The sequence below is a fragment of the Saccharibacillus sp. WB 17 genome (assembly GCF_008634075.2).
Taxonomy (GTDB): domain Bacteria; phylum Bacillota; class Bacilli; order Paenibacillales; family Paenibacillaceae; genus Saccharibacillus; species Saccharibacillus brassicae.
The window spans coordinates 213,723-230,080 of record NZ_VPFK02000012.1; the positions used below are offsets into that span (position 1 = coordinate 213,723).

Below are 16,358 nucleotides of genomic sequence, written 5' to 3' on the forward strand. Positions count from 1 at the left end.
GCAGATCGGCCAACCCGCTCCAACGCCGTGGCACGCTTAAACGCCGTCGGCACGCTTCAACAGGAATGCGATCTGCAGCCATAATGCAATCCGTGCCCGCCCTGCTATAAAGGTTGACTTTTGATCCACATTTTGCGGGCTGCGCCACCTTTTCAAGCCGAATGCTGACTTTTCGTCAGCATTTGGCCTGAAATTTGCTGTTTATACGCGGGACCGAAGCAAAATGCTGACCGATCGTCAACATTTCCTCTAACGGGACGCTTTTTCGGACAAAATGCTGCCTGTACGTCAACATTCGATTCAAGTCGGCTGTGGCCGCAGGACACCCAACCGCAAAAAAGGAACCTCATTCTCCAAGTGGAGAGTAGGGTTCCTTTTTTGCGCTCCGATTTGAGTGCCGCATACGCGCCTACGTTAGGACGATCGCGCCTTTTGCGACAGCTTGAGCCGAGTTCGTCTGCCGATCTGCCAAATCCCGTTCTTTTGGACTCTGAAGTTTGTGCGTTCTCCCTATCTCCTGCGCCGCGCACAAATCCTAACGAACCTTCATATCGCTATTTGACACTATTTCGTCTTTTCAACTATTTAACGAATCCTCATAACCTTATTGGCTGTAAAAAGTCGATTTAAGGCCGTTTTAAGTCGAATAGCGTGCTGACGATTCGTTACAACAGGAAAAAGCGCATGAATGGGAAAATAGCGTGACCAGGCTTCGTTAGCGTGCCAAGCGGAGTCTACAGCGTTCTGCGAAGTGCCGCGGATTTTCGTGAAGTTTCGCGGAGTACTACCGATTCCGGCGAAGTCTTTTAGCCTCTTGTAAAGTTCGGTAGAGTTTCACAAAATCCCGTGGGGTCCTGTGGAGCTGCGCGGAAGGCTGCAGGGCCCCGCGCACTTCAGGACACCAGCCGCAGCACGAGAATGCCCGCCAAAGCGAGCAGAATCCCGAACGCTTCGCGCCGGCTCATGCTTTCTTTGAGATAGAAGCGCGCATACAGCAGCACGATCACGATGTTGAGCGCGATGATCGCGGATACGATGCCCGTAATGCCGACCTGCAGCGCGTTCAGCATCAGCACCATGCCGGCGATATTGGTCAATCCGACCGTCATGCCCCACAGCAGCGTACGCGGCGCGCTCCAGGCGGGAGGGGAGGCGGCGGCTGTACGAAGCGCCGACGAACCTCCCGGCTCCGCAGCCTGCGCTCCACGCCCAGCCCGTGCCCGGTCCAGCGTGTACATGCCGAGAAACAGCAGCGTGCCCGACCCGAACATGGCGGTCAGCACCGGAAGCATGGAAGCGCCGGACAGAACCGACTGTTTGGAACTGAGATCCGTGAAACTGTACAGCAGCATGGCAAGCGTGCCCCACTGCCAACCGCGCAGCTGGCCGCCGCGCAAATCCTGTCCATAGCGGACGACGACGAGCGCCAGCACCACGATCCCGAAGCCGACGGCCTGCGCGAAGCCAAGCGATTCGCCCCACAGCACGTAAGCGGCCAACACCACGATCACGGGCGTCAGCGCGGAGAAAAAAGCGACCACCGACGCGCGGCCCACTTCATATCCCCGATACAGCGACGCATTGGCGGCAAAAGAAAACAAACCCATCATCAAGCCGAACTGCACGCCGCCGTTCCACGGCTGACGCGCCTGCAGATTCAGCAGCAGCGAGATCAGCGCCCCGGAGACATACACGCCGACGAACAGCAAATTCCGGTCCGCCGGCCGCTGCGACGTCCATTGATACAAAATGCCTCTGACGCCGAAGCAGGCAGCCGCTCCGAGCGCATATAGAAACCACATGTTGAACCCAACCTCCCTGCGGGTTCCGGCTTGCGCCGGGAAAACCCGAATATGACCGTTCTCTTGCGAGGAAGGCATTATAGGATTACTTTTCGCTCCGACGGACGGGGATCCCTTTATTGCGGCGCAGATTCGTCGAGCCCGCCACTGAAGCTGAAGCTGCCGCTGCCTGCCGTCCCCGCTTCTCAGCGCGATCGCCCTTCAGCGCAGTCTCCTTCAGCGCGGTCGCCCCTCAGCGCAGCGTCTTCAAAAGCCCGCCGATCGCCTCGATCCCGGCCGCTGCCGCCGGCCGAAGCGGCTGCGGCAATCCCGCCGGGTGCATCCAGCCTTGATGCACCGCGATCGCCGCCGCCGCGCGCACGCTGCCGTGGCGCTCGAACAGCGCCCAGATCGGCGCAAGCTCCGCCGAGAGCCGCAGCGCTTCTTCGGCGTCGCCGGCCTGCGCGCTGCGCACGATGTCCAGGCAGGCGGTCGGGAACAAGCCGCCGAGGACCGAATACCAGACGTCGCAGCCGGCGAGCAGTCCGGCCGCACCCAGCCGGTCGCCGCTGACGCCGATCCGCATGGCGTCCGGCAGCAGGGCGCGCAGCGCTTCCACCCGCACGCGGGCCTGCGCCGCGTCGTCAGGCACGCCGGGAAGCTTGACCGAGCGCACCTGCGGCAGCTCGGCGATGCGGGCGTGCAGCTCGTCGCCGAACGCAAAGCGCGTCGTGCGCGGATTGTCGTACACGCACAGCGGGACGGACAGATGGCGCGATACCTGCGCGTACAGAGCGTACACTTCCTCGTCCGTCAGCGGCTGGTACGACACCGGCGCCAGCAGCACGGCCGCCGCGCCCGCACACTGCGCGTCGTCGGCCAGCCGCAGCACGTCCCGCGTGCGCAGCGCGCCGATGCCCGCCATGACGGGCAGGCCCTGCGCCTGCCGCACGGCAAGTTCGACGACCCGCCGGCGTTCCGCGCGGTCCAGGTACATATAGCTGCCCGTCGAGCCGAGCACGCCGATCGAATGCACTTCGGCCGCGGCGAGCCGGTCGATCAGGGCGGCAAACGCTTTTTCGTCAACGGTATCCTGAATCAGCGGCGTCAGGGGAAAAGCGGATAGTCCGGTAAACATAATGGCACGCTCCTTTACTGTTGGCTTTCAAGCTGTCGAACAGCGCGAATCGCATTCAGTATATCGGGTATCGGAAAGATTCGGTAGACTTATCGGCCAACTGAACAAAGGATCTCTTCAAAAAAAGCATGTTTCCCGCTGCGGGAAACATGCTTTTTGTTTCAAAGTAAAGATGGAAATTCTACCTACCCGTCCAAACCCAAACTCGTTTACTCGGCGGACCAGTCGGGAATTTGTTCTTCCCGGTGACGGCCTCCCGCTGCAATACCTTTAGGCGAAATCTCTTCGATACGCGCCATTTCGGAAGGGGTCAGTTGGATTTCGGCGGAAGCTGCATTTTCTTCCAAATACTTGACTCTTTTGGTGCCTGGAATCGGCGTTACGCCTTGCGCGATCATCCAGGCCAAGGCAAGTTGGGAAGCAGATACGCCTTTTTCACCGGCCAAAGATTCAATATGCCGAACCAGATCCACGTTGCGTTGAAAATTCTCGCCCGTGAAGCGGGGCAGATAACGTCGGGCATCGTCTTGTGCGAGATCTTCGAAACGCTTGATCTGGCCGGTCAGAAACCCCCGTCCGAGTGGACTGTACGCGACAAATTCGATCCCAAGCTGCTCACATAACGGGAAAAGCTCATCTTCGGCCTCGCGGCTCCATAGCGAATATTCGGTCTGAAGCGCAGTAATGGGATGGACGTCGTGAGCCCGCTTGATTTGATGGATCGAAGCTTCGGAAAGACCGAGATAACGGACTTTGCCTTCCTTGACCAGTTCACTCATAGCGCCTACCGTTTCTTCGATCGGAACGTTCGGATCAACCCGATGCTGGTAGTACAGATCGATATGATCTGTTCCCAAGCGCTTAAGGCTGGCTTCGCAAGCTTCCCTAACATACTCGGGTCGTCCGCTGATTCCGAGAAACGAACCGTCTTCCCCGCGCATGGAGCCAAATTTGGTTGCCAGTACGATCTCGGAACGACGTCCTTTAAACGCTTTTCCAATCAATTCTTCATTGGCGCCCACGCCATACGTATCCGCGGTGTCCAGAAAGTTCACGCCAAGATCGGCGGCACGGTGAAGGGTACGAATTGATTCCGAATCTTCCCGGCCACCATAGTATTCTGACATTCCCATACAGCCAAGACCCAGTACGGAGATTTCAAGTTCACTGTTCTTTAAGCGTTTGGTCTTCATTTAAGCTCACTCCTCGAGTCGATTCAATTAAATGTTTGAAGTTATTGACTTTGTAATTCAGTAAATCGAGAGTCTTCTGCATCTCTTCGATTTCTTTCTCAAACTGCTGCTGCTGATTGTAAAGAATCCGGTAGCAATGTTCGTATTGTCGGGTATCCGAGTAAGTTAAATACTCTTTGATCTCTTGAAGGGTCATGCTTGTTTTTTTGAGCTGCACAATAAACTGAAGCCGATGCAGATCTTTTTCGCTATAAATACGATGTCCGTTTGCCTTTTTGCACGGTGCGGGCATCACTTTCGCTTTCTCATAAAAACGGATGGTATCGGAGGTTACTCCCGTAAGCTCACCCAGCTGTTTGATCGAATAGGTGGGATTTGGATTCATTTTCGTTCACTACTTTCCGGAAAGTATGGAGGGTATAACTCCCTGCGCATCGGGATATCCTCATCCTACTACTTGGAGAACACTCCAAGTCAAGCCGTCTTTTTCGGATTTTTTAAACACTCAAGTTCACGGCATTTCGGTAGCTTTTTGGCGTCAGTCCCGTCAGCGTCTTGAACACCCGGTAGAAATGCGCAGGGGTCTCGTAGCCGCAGCTTCGGGACACTTCTTCGACCGTCAGTTCCGTGGCCCGCAGCAGTTCTTTGGCGCGGATCATCCGTTTGGCATTAACGTATTGGGTCAGATTCATGGTCGTCAGCCGTTTGAATACGCGAGAGAAATGCGGAGCCGATACGTTGGCCTGCTGCGCCAGTGCGGCCAGACCGTTCTGCGCTTCGGGAGATTCGTCGATTCTGCGCAGCACATCGTTCATCCAGACGGGGCCGACGGAAGCTTCGGCGGCGAGATCGAAGTCTTTTTCCGCCCAAATCAAACGATTGATCGCAAGCAGCAGCCGGGAAGTGATCCCTCTGACCGCTTCCCGAAAACCGGGCTGCCGCTCCCGCAGTTCGTTCTCGATCTGCTCCAGTGCCGATTCGACAACAGAAATCAACGACTCGGTCAGCTCGATCCGGTACGTTCTGCGCTGCCGCGCAAACTCGAACGCCAGCAGCGGATCGTACCCGTCTCCAAGCGAAGGTGCCGCAAGCAGCGACGGAGCGAAGAACAGCGCGGACGATACGATCGGATCTTCGTCGCGGGGCAGGGACCGGTGAATCGTATTGCCGGGAATGAGGAACAAGTCCCCGCGCTTTTTCTCATACCAATCCTGATCGATAAAAAACACGCCCTGACCCCGGTGGATATAGACCAACTCATAGCGGTCGTGCAGATGATCGGGCAGTTCGTCGTTTTGCTTTTTGGTAGTGAGATGGATCAATTCGAAAGGAAATAACGGTTCGCCTTCAAAAGGCTTGCGAATAGGCGGCATCGGCAGTTCTCCTCGGCGAAAAAATCAAAAAAGGTTATAAAGATGCGGGAATCGGATATTTTCTAGCTCATTTTCTTACTATACACTGTTTATAGAACGCTTTCATTAGAAAGGGGGAGCCTTGATGCGTATTGACGCCCATCAGCATTATTGGAAAATAACGCGCGGCGATTACGGATGGATTACGCCGGAGCTGCCGATTCTGTACCGCGACTTCCTGCCTGGCGATCTGGAACCGCTGCTGCGGGAAGAAGGATTGGACGGCAGCATTCTGGTGCAGGCGGCGCCGACGCTCGACGAATCGCGCTATCTGCTTGAACTTGCGGATCAGGATCCGTCCGTGCTTGGCGTCGTCGGCTGGCTGGATCTGCTGGACCCCGAGCACCGTATCCATTACGACGAACTGAGCGGGCACGCCAAATTCGCCGGATTCCGCCTGATGATCCAGGACATGCCGGATGTCTCGCGCATTCTGGAACCGGCGTTTGTCGAAGCGCTGCGCAGTTATGCCGACGAAGACGTCCCGGTCGATCTGCTGCTGACAGCGGATCAGCTGGACCCCGTGCTGGAGCTGCTGCGGCAGGTGCCGCATCTGCGGGGCGTCGTCGACCATCTGGCCAAGCCGTGCATCCGGCAGCGGCAGTTCGAGCCGTGGGCGAGCCGGTTGAGGGAACTTGCGCTTCTGCCGAATCTGTTCTGCAAAGTGTCCGGAGTCGTCACGGAAGGGGATCATGACGGCTGGAAAACAGAAGACTTCGTACCGTATCTCCGTCATGCGCTGGAGGTGTTCGGGCCGGAGCGCGTCATGTTCGGCAGCGATTGGCCGGTCTGCCTGCTCGCCGCGTCGTACGAACAGGTGACGGATATTCTGCTTCGCGCGATTCCGCAGGAGTGGGGCGAGCGGGAGCGGGCGCTGCTGTTCGGCGGGAACGCCGAAATCTTTTACCAACTGTAAGCGAAACCATGGACCCGGTGAATGACTCCAAGCAGAGAGGAAGATGATGATGCAAACACGCAAACTCGGCCGCACCGGACTGGAGGTGTCGACGCTCAGCTTCGGCGCGTCCTCGCTCGGCTCGGTATTCCGCGAGACGGACGACCGCGAAAGTATCCGCACCGTGCACAGCGCGATCGACGCCGGCCTCAATTATATCGACGTGTCGCCCTACTACGGCCTGACCAAAGCCGAGACGGTGCTCGGGCAGGCGATCTCCGAGCTGCCGCGGGACAAGTTCCTGCTCTCTTCCAAAGCCGGCCGCTACGGCGACGCGGAATTCGACTTCACGGCGGAGCGGATCGTGCGCAGCGTCGAAGACAGCCTCAAGCGGCTGCACACGGACTATCTCGATATCCTGTTCCTGCACGATATCGAATTCGCTTCGGCGGACATCATCGTCGAAGAAGCGGTTCCGGCCATGCAGGCGCTCAAGCGGCAGGGCAAGATCCGCTTCTCCGGTATCAGCGGACTGCCGCTCGCGCTATTCGAGCAGGTGCTGCCGAGAATCGACGTCGATGCGATTCTGTCGTACTGCCATTATTCGCTCAACGACGATTCGCTGCTTAGGCTGCTGCCCCTGCTCGAAGAACGGGGCGTCGGCGTCGTCAACGCGTCGCCGCTGTCGATGGGGCTGCTCGGCACCCGACCGATCGCCGATTGGCATCCCGCGGGCGAGGCGTTGAGAGCTGCCTGCCGCAGGGCGGCGGAACACTGCGCGGCGAGAGGCGGCGACATCGCCAGGCTGGCGATCCAGTATTCGACGCGCAACGAACAGGTTCCGACGACGCTCGTCAGCACGGCGACGCCGGCCAATATCGTCAAGAATGCGGCCTGGGTCGACGAACCGCTCGACGAAGAACTGCTGCTTGAAGTGCTGGATATCCTCAAGCCGGTGCATCATCTCTCCTGGCCGAGCGGACGCCCGGAGTATAACGACGCGGCCGATCTATCGGCGGACGCGTCGGAAGAAGGCCGCCCATGACCCGGGGCGTCGTCTGCGAAGAGATCGGGCGCCTCGTATGGCGCGAAGACCTGCCGGAGCCTGCGCCTGCGCCGGGCCACGCGATCGTCCGCATTCGCCGGATCGGCATCTGCGGCACGGACCTGCACGCGTACCGGGGCCGGCAGCCTTTTTTCGACTATCCGCGTATTCTCGGGCATGAACTGGCGGGCGTCATCGAAGAAGTCGGCGACAACAGCGAGGGGCTGCGCGCCGGTGATCAGGTGAGCCTGATTCCGTATAGACACTGCGGCCGATGCGGCGCCTGCCGAAGCGGGAAGACCAACTGCTGCCGGCAGATGCAGGTGTTCGGCGTGCACACGGACGGCGGGATGCGCGAGCGGGTCTCGATGCCGGTCAGCCATCTGATCCGCACCGAAGGCCTGACGCTCGACCAGTCGGCGATGCTGGAGCCGCTTGCGATCGGCGCGCACGGCATCCGGCGCGCCGGCGTGCAGGCCGGCGACACGGTGCTTGTCATCGGCGCGGGGCCGATCGGGCTTGGCGTCATGGTCCTCGCCCGGCATGCCGGCGCGAACGTGATCGCGATGGACCTGAGCGCGGAGCGGCTGGAATTTTGCCGCTCCTGGGCCGGCGTCGAACAGACGCTGACGGCGTCAGGCGATTCGCTTGCGCAGCTGGAAGCGCTGACGGACGGCGAACTTGTTCCGATCGTGATCGACGCGACGGGCAGCGCGGAATCGATGCAGCAGGCGTTCCGCTTCGTCTCGCACGGCGGCACGCTCGTCTATGTCGGCCTGGTCAAAGGGCAGATCGCGTTCGACGATCCGCATTTTCACAGCCGCGAGCTGACGCTGTCGGCCAGCCGCAACGCCACGCGGCAGGACTTCGATTTTGTGCTGGACGCAATGGCCGCCGGCGTCATCGACGCGGATCGGTACATTACGCACCGGGCGCCTCTGGAAGAAGCGGCGGAACGGTTCGAGTCCTGGCTGCGGCCGGAATCGAAAGTGATCAAGGCGATGGTAGAGATCGGCGATTGAGCAAAGGCCGCGAGGCAGAGGAGGAGAAACCGCATGAATCGAAACGGCTATACGCTGCATCGCCCGGCTTCGCGCTGGGAAGAAGGGGCGCTGTGCGGCAACGGCACGATAGGTGCCATCGTTATGGGCGAGCCGGAGCGCGAACGGCTTATTGTGTCCCATGAGCGGTTGTTCGTCCCGATGAACCGGGAGGAACGGCCGATCGAAATGGGCGATCGGCTGCCGGAGATCCGGCGGCTGATCGCCGAAGGGCGGGAAGACGAGGCGGCGGAGCTGCCGGTCGGGCTGTTCCGCCAGACGCACGGCGGCGATGACGGCCTGCTGTGGACCGATCCGTTTCTCCCGGCGATCGAGCTGCGGATCGACACCCGGCTGCCGGATCTCGCCGTATCCGGCGAAGCGGACGATTACGCGCGGTCGCTCGATTACGCAAGCGGCGAAGCGGCGGTCCGCTTCCGCCTGGGCGGCCGGAAGCTGGAACGTCGCGTCTTCGTATCGAGACGCGACGCCGCCTGCGTCTTGCGGCTGAGCGCCGAAGACGCGCCGGCCGATTACGAGCTGTCGGTCGGGCTGCCGCCGGTCACGCCGGAAGGACGGGACTTTTACGCCGACTATTTCGGCCGGCAGCCCGTCTTCACCGTGCATCCGCACGCTTCGGCGGAAGCGGCGGTGTGCGTATGCGAATTCGGCGGCACGGGCGCCGGGTACGCCGCGATCGTAACGATCGCTTCCGGCGACGGCGAGGCATCGATCGCAGGCGGCACGCTCTCGATCCGCTCGGCCGGCTCGGTGACAGCCTTGCTGTCGCTGATCCCGGTCGCGGACGTGCGCGCGTTCTCCGCGGAAGACGAGATCGCGCGGCTGCTCGCGCTGCCCGCTTCGTACGGCGAACTGCTGCAGCGGCACGAAGCCGTGCACGCGCAGCGGTACGGCCGGATCTCGCTGCGCCTCGGCGAAGAGGTCCGCGGCTTGCGGACGCTGTCCGCCGCCGGGGACCGCGAAACTGGCGGCGGCGAAGCGCTGTGGACCGAAGCGCGCGCGGCCGCCGAAGCGCCGCCCGCTTTTCTCGAGCGCATGTTCCACGCGGGACGTTACGAGACGCTGTCGAGCTGCGGCGAATGGCCGCCGAACCTGCAGGGCGTCTGGGCGGGCAGCCACAACGTGCCGTGGTGCAGCGATTATACGCAGGACGGCAATCTGCCGACCGTCATCTCCGGACTGCTGCCGAGCGGGGATTTCGAGAGCCTGCTCTCGTATTTCGATTACCAGGAGGACATGCTGGACCATTACCGCGAGAACAGCCGGGCGCTTTACGGCTGCCGGGGTATCCATATTCCGACCCGATCGAGCGGCAGCGGCTACGATATCCATTTCAGTCCGGAATACCCGATGACGTTCTGGACGGCGGGCGCGGCATGGGCTTCGCGTTTCTACTACGACTACTGGCTGTATACGGGCGACGACGCCTTTTTCCGCGACCGGGCTCTGCCGTTTATGCGGGAAGCCGCGCTGTTCTACGCGGATTTCCTGATCGAAGACGGAGACGGGCGCTGGCTGTTCAGCCCTTCGTATTCGCCGGAGAATACGCCGCTCGGCAGAACCAACTCGACGGCGCTCAACGCCACGATGGACATCGCCGCCGCCAAAGAACTGCTGCAGCATCTGATCACCGGCTGCCGGACGCTCGGGATCGAAGACGCTGCGCTTCCCGAATGGAGCGCCATGCTCGCGAAAATGCCCGATTACCGCATCAACGCCGACGGCGCGCTGACGGAATGGGCTTCCCCGCGCTATGAAGACCGCTACGACCATCGGCACGCTTCGCATTTGTACATGCTGTATGCCGATATTCCCGAAGAGATCCGGCGCGATCCGGCCCTGTACGCGGCCTGCGAGCAGGCGTACCGCCTGAAGCGGGAACTCAAGAAGAACGAGCAGGGCACGATGTCGTTCGGCCTCGTCCAGACCGGCATGGCGGCGGCTCACCTGCGCGACGCCGAGATGGTGGAAGCGATGCTCCAGTCGATGGCGCTCAACAATTATTACGTGACGTTCGCGTCTTCGCACGATTACGGTCCGACGCTGTTCAACGCGGACATCAGCGGCGGCGTGCCGGCCCTGATGCTCGAAGCGATCGCGCAGTCCAGTCCGCGCACGGACGAGCAGGGAGTCATCCGCAGCTACGGGATTCGTCTGCTGCCGGCCGTTCCCCGCAGTATGGCCAGCGGACAGGTGACAGGGCTGAGGCTGCGCGGCGGCTTCTCGCTGGACATGGAGTGGCAGGACGGACAGGTGACCGAATACCGGATTCACAATCCGCTGGAACGGGAGTACGAAGTCACGTAAGCGCGCTTCATGAAGCGATGCGGCCCGTCGAACGGGACAAACCGGCAGGAAGTCTGGTGTTTGCCAGGCTTCTTTTTGATCCCTACAAAAAGAAGTTGCACACCAACCGAATCTCGGCTATGATGTTGATACATCAACTGTTGATATATCAACATAATCAAAGGAGCACACTCTCATGACAAAAACGGCATTGGTTACAGGCGCGAACAAAGGAATCGGTTACGAGATTGCGAAGCGGCTGCTGGAAGCGGGCTTCCGCGTGTTGGTCGGAGCGCGGGATCGGGAGCGGGGAGAGACGGCCGTGCAGGCGCTGCGCGAATTCGGCGACGCACACTGGATCTCGCTCGACGTTGCGGATCTTGCGAGTATCGAGCGCGCGGCAGCCCTCATCAAGGAACAATATGCCGATTTGGCGCTGCTGATCAACAACGCGGGCATCCCGGGCGACATGCACAAAGCCGGCTGGGCGTTCGAAGTGGAAGAGCTGGCGGCGACGCATCAGGTGAACTTTGTCGGACCTTTCGCGCTGTCCAAAGCGCTGCTTCCGCTGCTGATCGCGAATTCCGGCACGATTCAGAACGTCACGATCCCGATCGAGCCGCTGCCTTATTTCAATGCGTTTGCCTACGCGACGTCCAAAGCTCCGCTGAACGTGATGACAAAATCGTGGGCGATGAGCTTTGCTGCCGAGAATATGCCGGTGCAGATCTTCGCCGTCATGCCGGGCGCCGTATCGACCGATCTCAACGGTCGCATGACCGGCGATTTCGTCAAGACGCCGGCTCAAGCGGCGCAGTTCATCGTCGGCTTCCTGCTCGACGGCGAGAACCGTAACGGACAGGTCATCAACGACGACGGTACGCTCGCGGTCTACTGACGCATCCAAGCGCGGCCGCCTGGCGCGGCTCCGACAAGCCTGCGACACGCCAAGCCCTTTCTCCCGCGGAGAGGGCTTGGCTTTTTACATCCTTTTTTTACATAACCTTTTTGCATGCTTAAGATGGACTCCCGCGAAAAAAAGAGTGTACAATGGATAAGGTCCGGTGCGCCGGGAAGCCCCGGCCGTCCAATAACGCCAAGAAAGACGTGATGGTTTTGAGCAAGGATTGGTCGCAGGAATCGACGTTGTTATACGAGATCTACCGGGTCAACAACGCCATCAACACCACGTTCGACGCGTACATCAGCATCAGCCAATCCCGCTTCGAGATTCTCGCCCTGATTGCCCAGGAGACCGAGATCCGTCAAAGCGACCTGCAGCGCAAAGTGACGCTCGACAAAGCGGCCGTCGCCCGGCACCTCAAGCAGCTGGAAGAACACGAAATCGTCGCCCGGCGCAAAAAAGACGGCAACAACCGCGTCACCTGGATTCGGTTAACCGACCGCGGACGGGCGTTGATCGAGCATTCCCAAACGGAAAAGGAACATTTCGCCAAAGAGCTGTTGACCGATATCGACGAGGCGGAACTCGCGGTGCTGCGCAAAGTATTGGGTCGATTGAATACGAACGTGGAACGGCTCAAAGGCAAAGGATAACGGAACACGAAGGAGGAACGAACATGGTCATTCCAAGTCTGGAACGCATTAACGAATTGTCGAAAAAAGCAAAAACGGAAGGCTTGACGGCAGCGGAAAAAGAAGAGCAGCTGCGGCTGCGCAAAGAATATTTGCGTCTGTTCCGCGGCTCGGTCAACGAGATTCTGCTGAACTCGACGATCGTCGATCCGAAGGGCGACGACGTCACCCCCGAGAAACTCAAAGCCAAGCAAAGCGAGCTCGGAAAAAACAAAAATCATTGATCCGTCGGAACTACGGATGGTGACGCATCCTCCCTTTTCCGGATGCGACAAAAACGGTTTTTCGAACAGAAGCGGCAGGAGTCATCCGCTGCTTTTGTCCGGAAACCGTTTTTTTATTTTTTTACTAAAATCAGGAGAATTGTCAAGAGTATAAATAACGGTTTTTCCCGGTTATTACGATCGGAAAGTTCCTTATTTTCCCTCTTGTGCGAAAGTATGCATTCCTTTACGATGATGGCGTATCCTTGATCCGGGGATCACGAACGGTTCCTTGTCGGACAATCACGGCACGCCCAAGATCCAATTCGAGAGGATGAATCCCATGACTTTGATCGTATCCAACCCGCAGGAAACTCCCGGCAGCAGCGTTCAAGCGTTTATCGACCTCACTTTGCTGAACTGCAAGCTCAAAGGCGTCTACCAGTATCAGGCGATCCCGGCGGCCGAAGGCAAGAAGGGGCAGACGCGGACGCAAATTCTCGTGATGCCGACCGACACGGAGCCGCAGGGCATGACGCTGACGAGCCTGATTACCGAAGTCAACCAAATCATCACCTCGTTCGGCGGCGGAGAAGAGGTCACCGAAGCCGAGATGAAGCAGACGCTGGATTCGATGGGGCTGCCGGATTTTTCGAATATCTTCGTCCAGATCCGGCAGCTGTTCATCTACACGGATACGCTCAAGATCGAGGAAGCGACCCCTTCCGGCACGTGCGAATACGCGTTCAACTTCGTGATCACGAATCCCGTCAAGCCCGACGAGAGCCTGAAGCTGTTCCATATCAATCAACTGGGTCTGGCCGTCTACAAGACGAACCGCAAGAAGATCATCGAACGGATGCAGCTTGAAGACATTGCCGAGCTGCTGGCCTGATCCGGGGGAGGCGCCAACCGATGGAAGACTACGATGACGAATCCGCTCCCTCGTTAACCGTCGCGTTATCCAGCAAGTTCCAGATCAAGGACGCGTTGTTTCAAGTCGTGCTGCTCAGCGGCGAAGCCGGAACCGAAGTGTCGGGAGAATGGGTCAATCGGGACCGCTCTTTCGAGCTGAACGACGCGGCCGCTTACTTCGATATCGTGCTGCCCGACTTTTTGAACTTCGACTGGCGGATCGCCAAGATCCGGCTTCGGTATGCTTCTTCCGACAGCAGCCTGAGCTTCCAGGCGGTCATCCGCGACTTCGGCGAACTGCGGCTGGAGTCGCGCAAACTTCCCGGCCGGCTGCCGCGCAGGTATGAACTGAATCTGGCTTTTCCCCGCACGCTGGAGCTGTCGGACCTTCCGATCATCGGCAGCTTTTGCGATCCGGGAGACGGCTTCCGCTTCGAGTCTATCGCTCTTCGGTATGTGCCGAACGTCGAAGTTGTTTTTTCCCTGCGCTCGAAGCTGGTCATCCAGGGAACGACCGTGCCATTCGACGTCGATTACGTCCAATCGCTCAAGCCGCCGCTCCCGCACGTCTCTTCTTCCGCGCTGACCGGCACGACTTCCCTTCCTGCCCACACTATCCATTGGCTCGAGATCGACAAAAGCTTCAGTGTGCTGTACGTGTCCAAAATCGGCTTCAGCCTGTTCGAATCGGAGATCGAGCTGTATCTGGACGCCAGCTTTACGATCGCCATGCTGCGTATCGATTTTTACGCGCTGCGCGTCTCCGCCCCGCTCAAAAAGCTGACCGACGTCCGGTTCGGATTGGGCGGCTTGACGGTCAGCGTCGAGCGGCCGAACTTCAGCTTGTCCGGCGGCCTGTATCAATCGCCGACGGACGAGACGCTGTATAACGGTTCGCTCGGCTTGAGAATCGGCGCGTACAGCTTTCAGGCGCTCGGTTCGTACGGCGAGCTGCCCGGCAGCGGAGAGAAAAGTTTTTTCGCGTATCTGATGCTCGGTCTGCCGCTTGGCGGACCGGCTTTCTTCTTCGTCACCGGGCTTGCATTCGGATTCGGGGTGAATCGTTCGATCCGGCTGCCCGATCTGCAGGGCGTCCGCGCGTTCCCGCTCGTCTCGGCCGCGATGGGGGATACTTCGCCGCTTGCGCCGGATACGCCGCCGAGGCAGGCGCTCGGCGCGCTGAGCGAATTCGTCGTGCCGGAATCCGGCCAGTATTTCATCTCCGCGGGGCTTCGTTTCCTGACGTTCGGCGTGCTGGACAGTTTCATTCTGCTCAATATCGAGATGGGCGGCCGGACGGTCATTTCGCTGCTTGGCTTGTCTACCGCTTCCATTCCGCCCAAGCTGGCCGACGCGCATCCGATCATGCGGGCCGAACTTGCGATCAAGGCGGTATTCGATCCGGGCCAGGGCGTTTTCATGCTGACGGCCGCTTTGACGGACGCGTCCTTTTTGTTCGATCCGTCGTGCAAGCTGACCGGCGGGTTTGCGATCGGATTCTGGTTCAAAGGCGCTTACAGCGGCGATTTTATCGTCACGCTGGGAGGATGCCATCACCCGAATTTTCAAAACATACATTATCCCGAGATTCCGCCGCTTGGCGTCTCGTGGATCGCGAGCGACCGCGTGTCGGTCAAAGGAGAAGCGTATTTCGCGCTGACGCCGGCCTGCCTTATGGCGGGCGCAAGCCTCAAGCTGCTGTTCGAATGGGGCAATCTCAAAGCATGGTTGTTCGCGGCCGCCGATTTTATTTTGCAATGGAAACCTTTTTTCTATCAGGCGAGAGCGCAGATCAGCGTCGGCGTGTCTTACCGGATCAGCCTGTTCGGCATCGGCAAAACGTTCAAGGTCGAGCTCGGCGCGGGGATCAAGCTCTGGGGACCCGACTTTTCCGCCAAAGTCTACGTGGACTGGTATATCATCTCGTTCACGATCGGCTTCGGGGCGGGCAGCGAGCAGGAACCGCAGGCGATCGGCTGGGACGACTTCGCCGCGAGCTTTTTGCCGGGCGCTTTCGACGCCGACGAGCGGACGCCGAAGCGGATGCCGACCGGCTTTTCGGCGGCTACGGCCTCGGCCCCATCCCCGGAAACGTCTTCGGAACCGGCAAGTCTCAGCAGCATCGGCGTGACCGACGGTCTGCTGGACCGCTACCGGGATCACAACGGCCGCGACGCTTATGTGGTCGACGGATTCCGGGCCGCGTTCCGGATCGAACAGAAAGTGCCGTGCACCCGGCTTGCGTTCAACGGCCGATCGCTGCTGAACCGCGAGTACCGTCTGGACCTGCCGCCGATGAAGCGGGAGCACGTCCGTATGGACGTCGACGTGAATATCCGCGACGCCGCGACCGGCCGGCTTGTCGAGGGCATGGACGCCGCGGCCGAATACCGCAACGTGCCGGCCGCGCTGTGGGGGAGGAATGACGGGGACCGCGATCTTCCGCTCATGCCGGTCGGCGGGTCAGTGAGCGTGCGGCGCTTCGCTTCTCCGGTGCATCTGCTGCCGGAACGGGGCGCGTACGAAGAGTCGGCGTTAAACGCAAGGGAGTCGATCACGAAGCACGCCGTCACCCGCAAGCCGGTGTTCGCGCCGGCGGTCCCTTATCCGACCGATCGTGCGGCCGCGCTTGAGCAGATCCGGCGTACCATCGGAGCTTCCGCCGAGCGGGAGCGGCTGCTGACGGAGACCGCGGCCGCGTTCGGCACGTGGGAGCAGGCGCGAATCGGTACGTTGGCCAGCGATCCGCAGGCTGTCCTGTTGGCCGTCCCCGCGCTGCGAACGACCGGCTCGGCGGCAGGGACGGTGCAAGGATGCAGACCCGGGTAATCCG

14 protein-coding genes are annotated in these 16,358 nt (G+C 59.9%); 9 read left to right on the forward strand and 5 right to left on the reverse strand.

The window, feature by feature from the left end; translation table 11 throughout:
* Positions 1–893: 893 nt before the first annotated feature.
* The 5 genes from FTE24_RS05005 to FTE24_RS05025 all read right to left on the reverse strand — a co-directional run bounded on the left by FTE24_RS05005 (position 894) and on the right by FTE24_RS05025 (position 5,485).
* Entirely contained in the window at positions 894–1,802 is a 909-nt protein-coding gene (locus FTE24_RS05005; RefSeq protein WP_150229048.1) for a DMT family transporter, read from the reverse strand.
* Positions 1,803–2,034: 232 nt separating this feature from the next.
* Entirely contained in the window at positions 2,035–2,919 is an 885-nt protein-coding gene (locus FTE24_RS05010) for a dihydrodipicolinate synthase family protein (RefSeq protein ID WP_150229046.1), read from the reverse strand.
* Between the two features lie 209 nt (positions 2,920–3,128).
* Positions 3,129–4,112 (reverse strand): aldo/keto reductase, encoded by a 984-nt coding sequence (locus FTE24_RS05015; protein ID WP_141449812.1) that lies wholly within the window; start codon positions 4,110–4,112, stop codon positions 3,129–3,131.
* Positions 4,084–4,497 carry a MerR family transcriptional regulator gene (locus tag FTE24_RS05020; protein ID WP_141449811.1) on the reverse strand — a complete coding sequence of 138 codons (414 nt, stop codon included), beginning with the start codon at positions 4,495–4,497 and terminating at the stop codon, positions 4,084–4,086. The genes FTE24_RS05015 and FTE24_RS05020 overlap by 29 nt, the downstream gene beginning before the upstream one ends.
* 112 nt (positions 4,498–4,609) lie before the next feature.
* Positions 4,610–5,485 (reverse strand): helix-turn-helix domain-containing protein, encoded by an 876-nt coding sequence (locus FTE24_RS05025; RefSeq protein ID WP_141449810.1) that lies wholly within the window; start codon positions 5,483–5,485, stop codon positions 4,610–4,612.
* Positions 5,486–5,609: 124 nt separating this feature from the next.
* On the opposite strand from FTE24_RS05025, the gene FTE24_RS05030 reads away from it, so the two are divergent.
* The 9 genes from FTE24_RS05030 (at position 5,610) to FTE24_RS05070 (ending at position 16,354) form a co-directional block, all read left to right on the forward strand.
* Entirely contained in the window at positions 5,610–6,440 is an 831-nt protein-coding gene (locus tag FTE24_RS05030) for an amidohydrolase family protein (RefSeq protein ID WP_150229044.1), read from the forward strand.
* Positions 6,441–6,489: 49 nt separating this feature from the next.
* The gene (locus FTE24_RS05035; protein WP_150230641.1) at positions 6,490–7,464 is read left to right on the forward strand and encodes an aldo/keto reductase; all 975 of its coding nucleotides are present in this window, start codon (positions 6,490–6,492) and stop codon (positions 7,462–7,464) included.
* On the forward strand, positions 7,461–8,486 hold the full coding sequence (locus tag FTE24_RS05040; protein ID WP_150229042.1) for a zinc-binding alcohol dehydrogenase family protein: 1,026 nt from the start codon (positions 7,461–7,463) through the stop codon (positions 8,484–8,486). The genes FTE24_RS05035 and FTE24_RS05040 overlap by 4 nt, the downstream gene beginning before the upstream one ends.
* 33 nt (positions 8,487–8,519) lie before the next feature.
* Entirely contained in the window at positions 8,520–10,832 is a 2,313-nt protein-coding gene (locus FTE24_RS05045) for a glycosyl hydrolase family 95 catalytic domain-containing protein (RefSeq protein ID WP_150229040.1), read from the forward strand.
* A gap of 175 nt (positions 10,833–11,007) precedes the next feature.
* On the forward strand, positions 11,008–11,709 hold the full coding sequence (locus FTE24_RS05050) for an SDR family NAD(P)-dependent oxidoreductase (protein ID WP_150229037.1): 702 nt from the start codon (positions 11,008–11,010) through the stop codon (positions 11,707–11,709).
* A 218-nt stretch (positions 11,710–11,927) separates the two neighbouring features.
* Positions 11,928–12,368, forward strand: a complete 441-nt coding sequence (locus FTE24_RS05055) for a MarR family winged helix-turn-helix transcriptional regulator (protein ID WP_237401640.1) — start codon at positions 11,928–11,930, stop codon at positions 12,366–12,368.
* A gap of 23 nt (positions 12,369–12,391) precedes the next feature.
* Positions 12,392–12,631, forward strand: coding sequence for a DUF896 domain-containing protein (locus FTE24_RS05060; RefSeq protein WP_150229036.1), 240 nt, complete (start codon positions 12,392–12,394; stop codon positions 12,629–12,631).
* A gap of 322 nt (positions 12,632–12,953) precedes the next feature.
* Complete coding sequence (locus FTE24_RS05065; RefSeq protein WP_150229034.1) at positions 12,954–13,505, forward strand: hypothetical protein; 552 nt, start codon at positions 12,954–12,956, stop codon at positions 13,503–13,505.
* Between the two features lie 20 nt (positions 13,506–13,525).
* Positions 13,526–16,354 carry a DUF6603 domain-containing protein gene (locus FTE24_RS05070; protein WP_150229032.1) on the forward strand — a complete coding sequence of 943 codons (2,829 nt, stop codon included), beginning with the start codon at positions 13,526–13,528 and terminating at the stop codon, positions 16,352–16,354.
* The last annotated feature ends 4 nt before the right edge of the window (positions 16,355–16,358 follow it).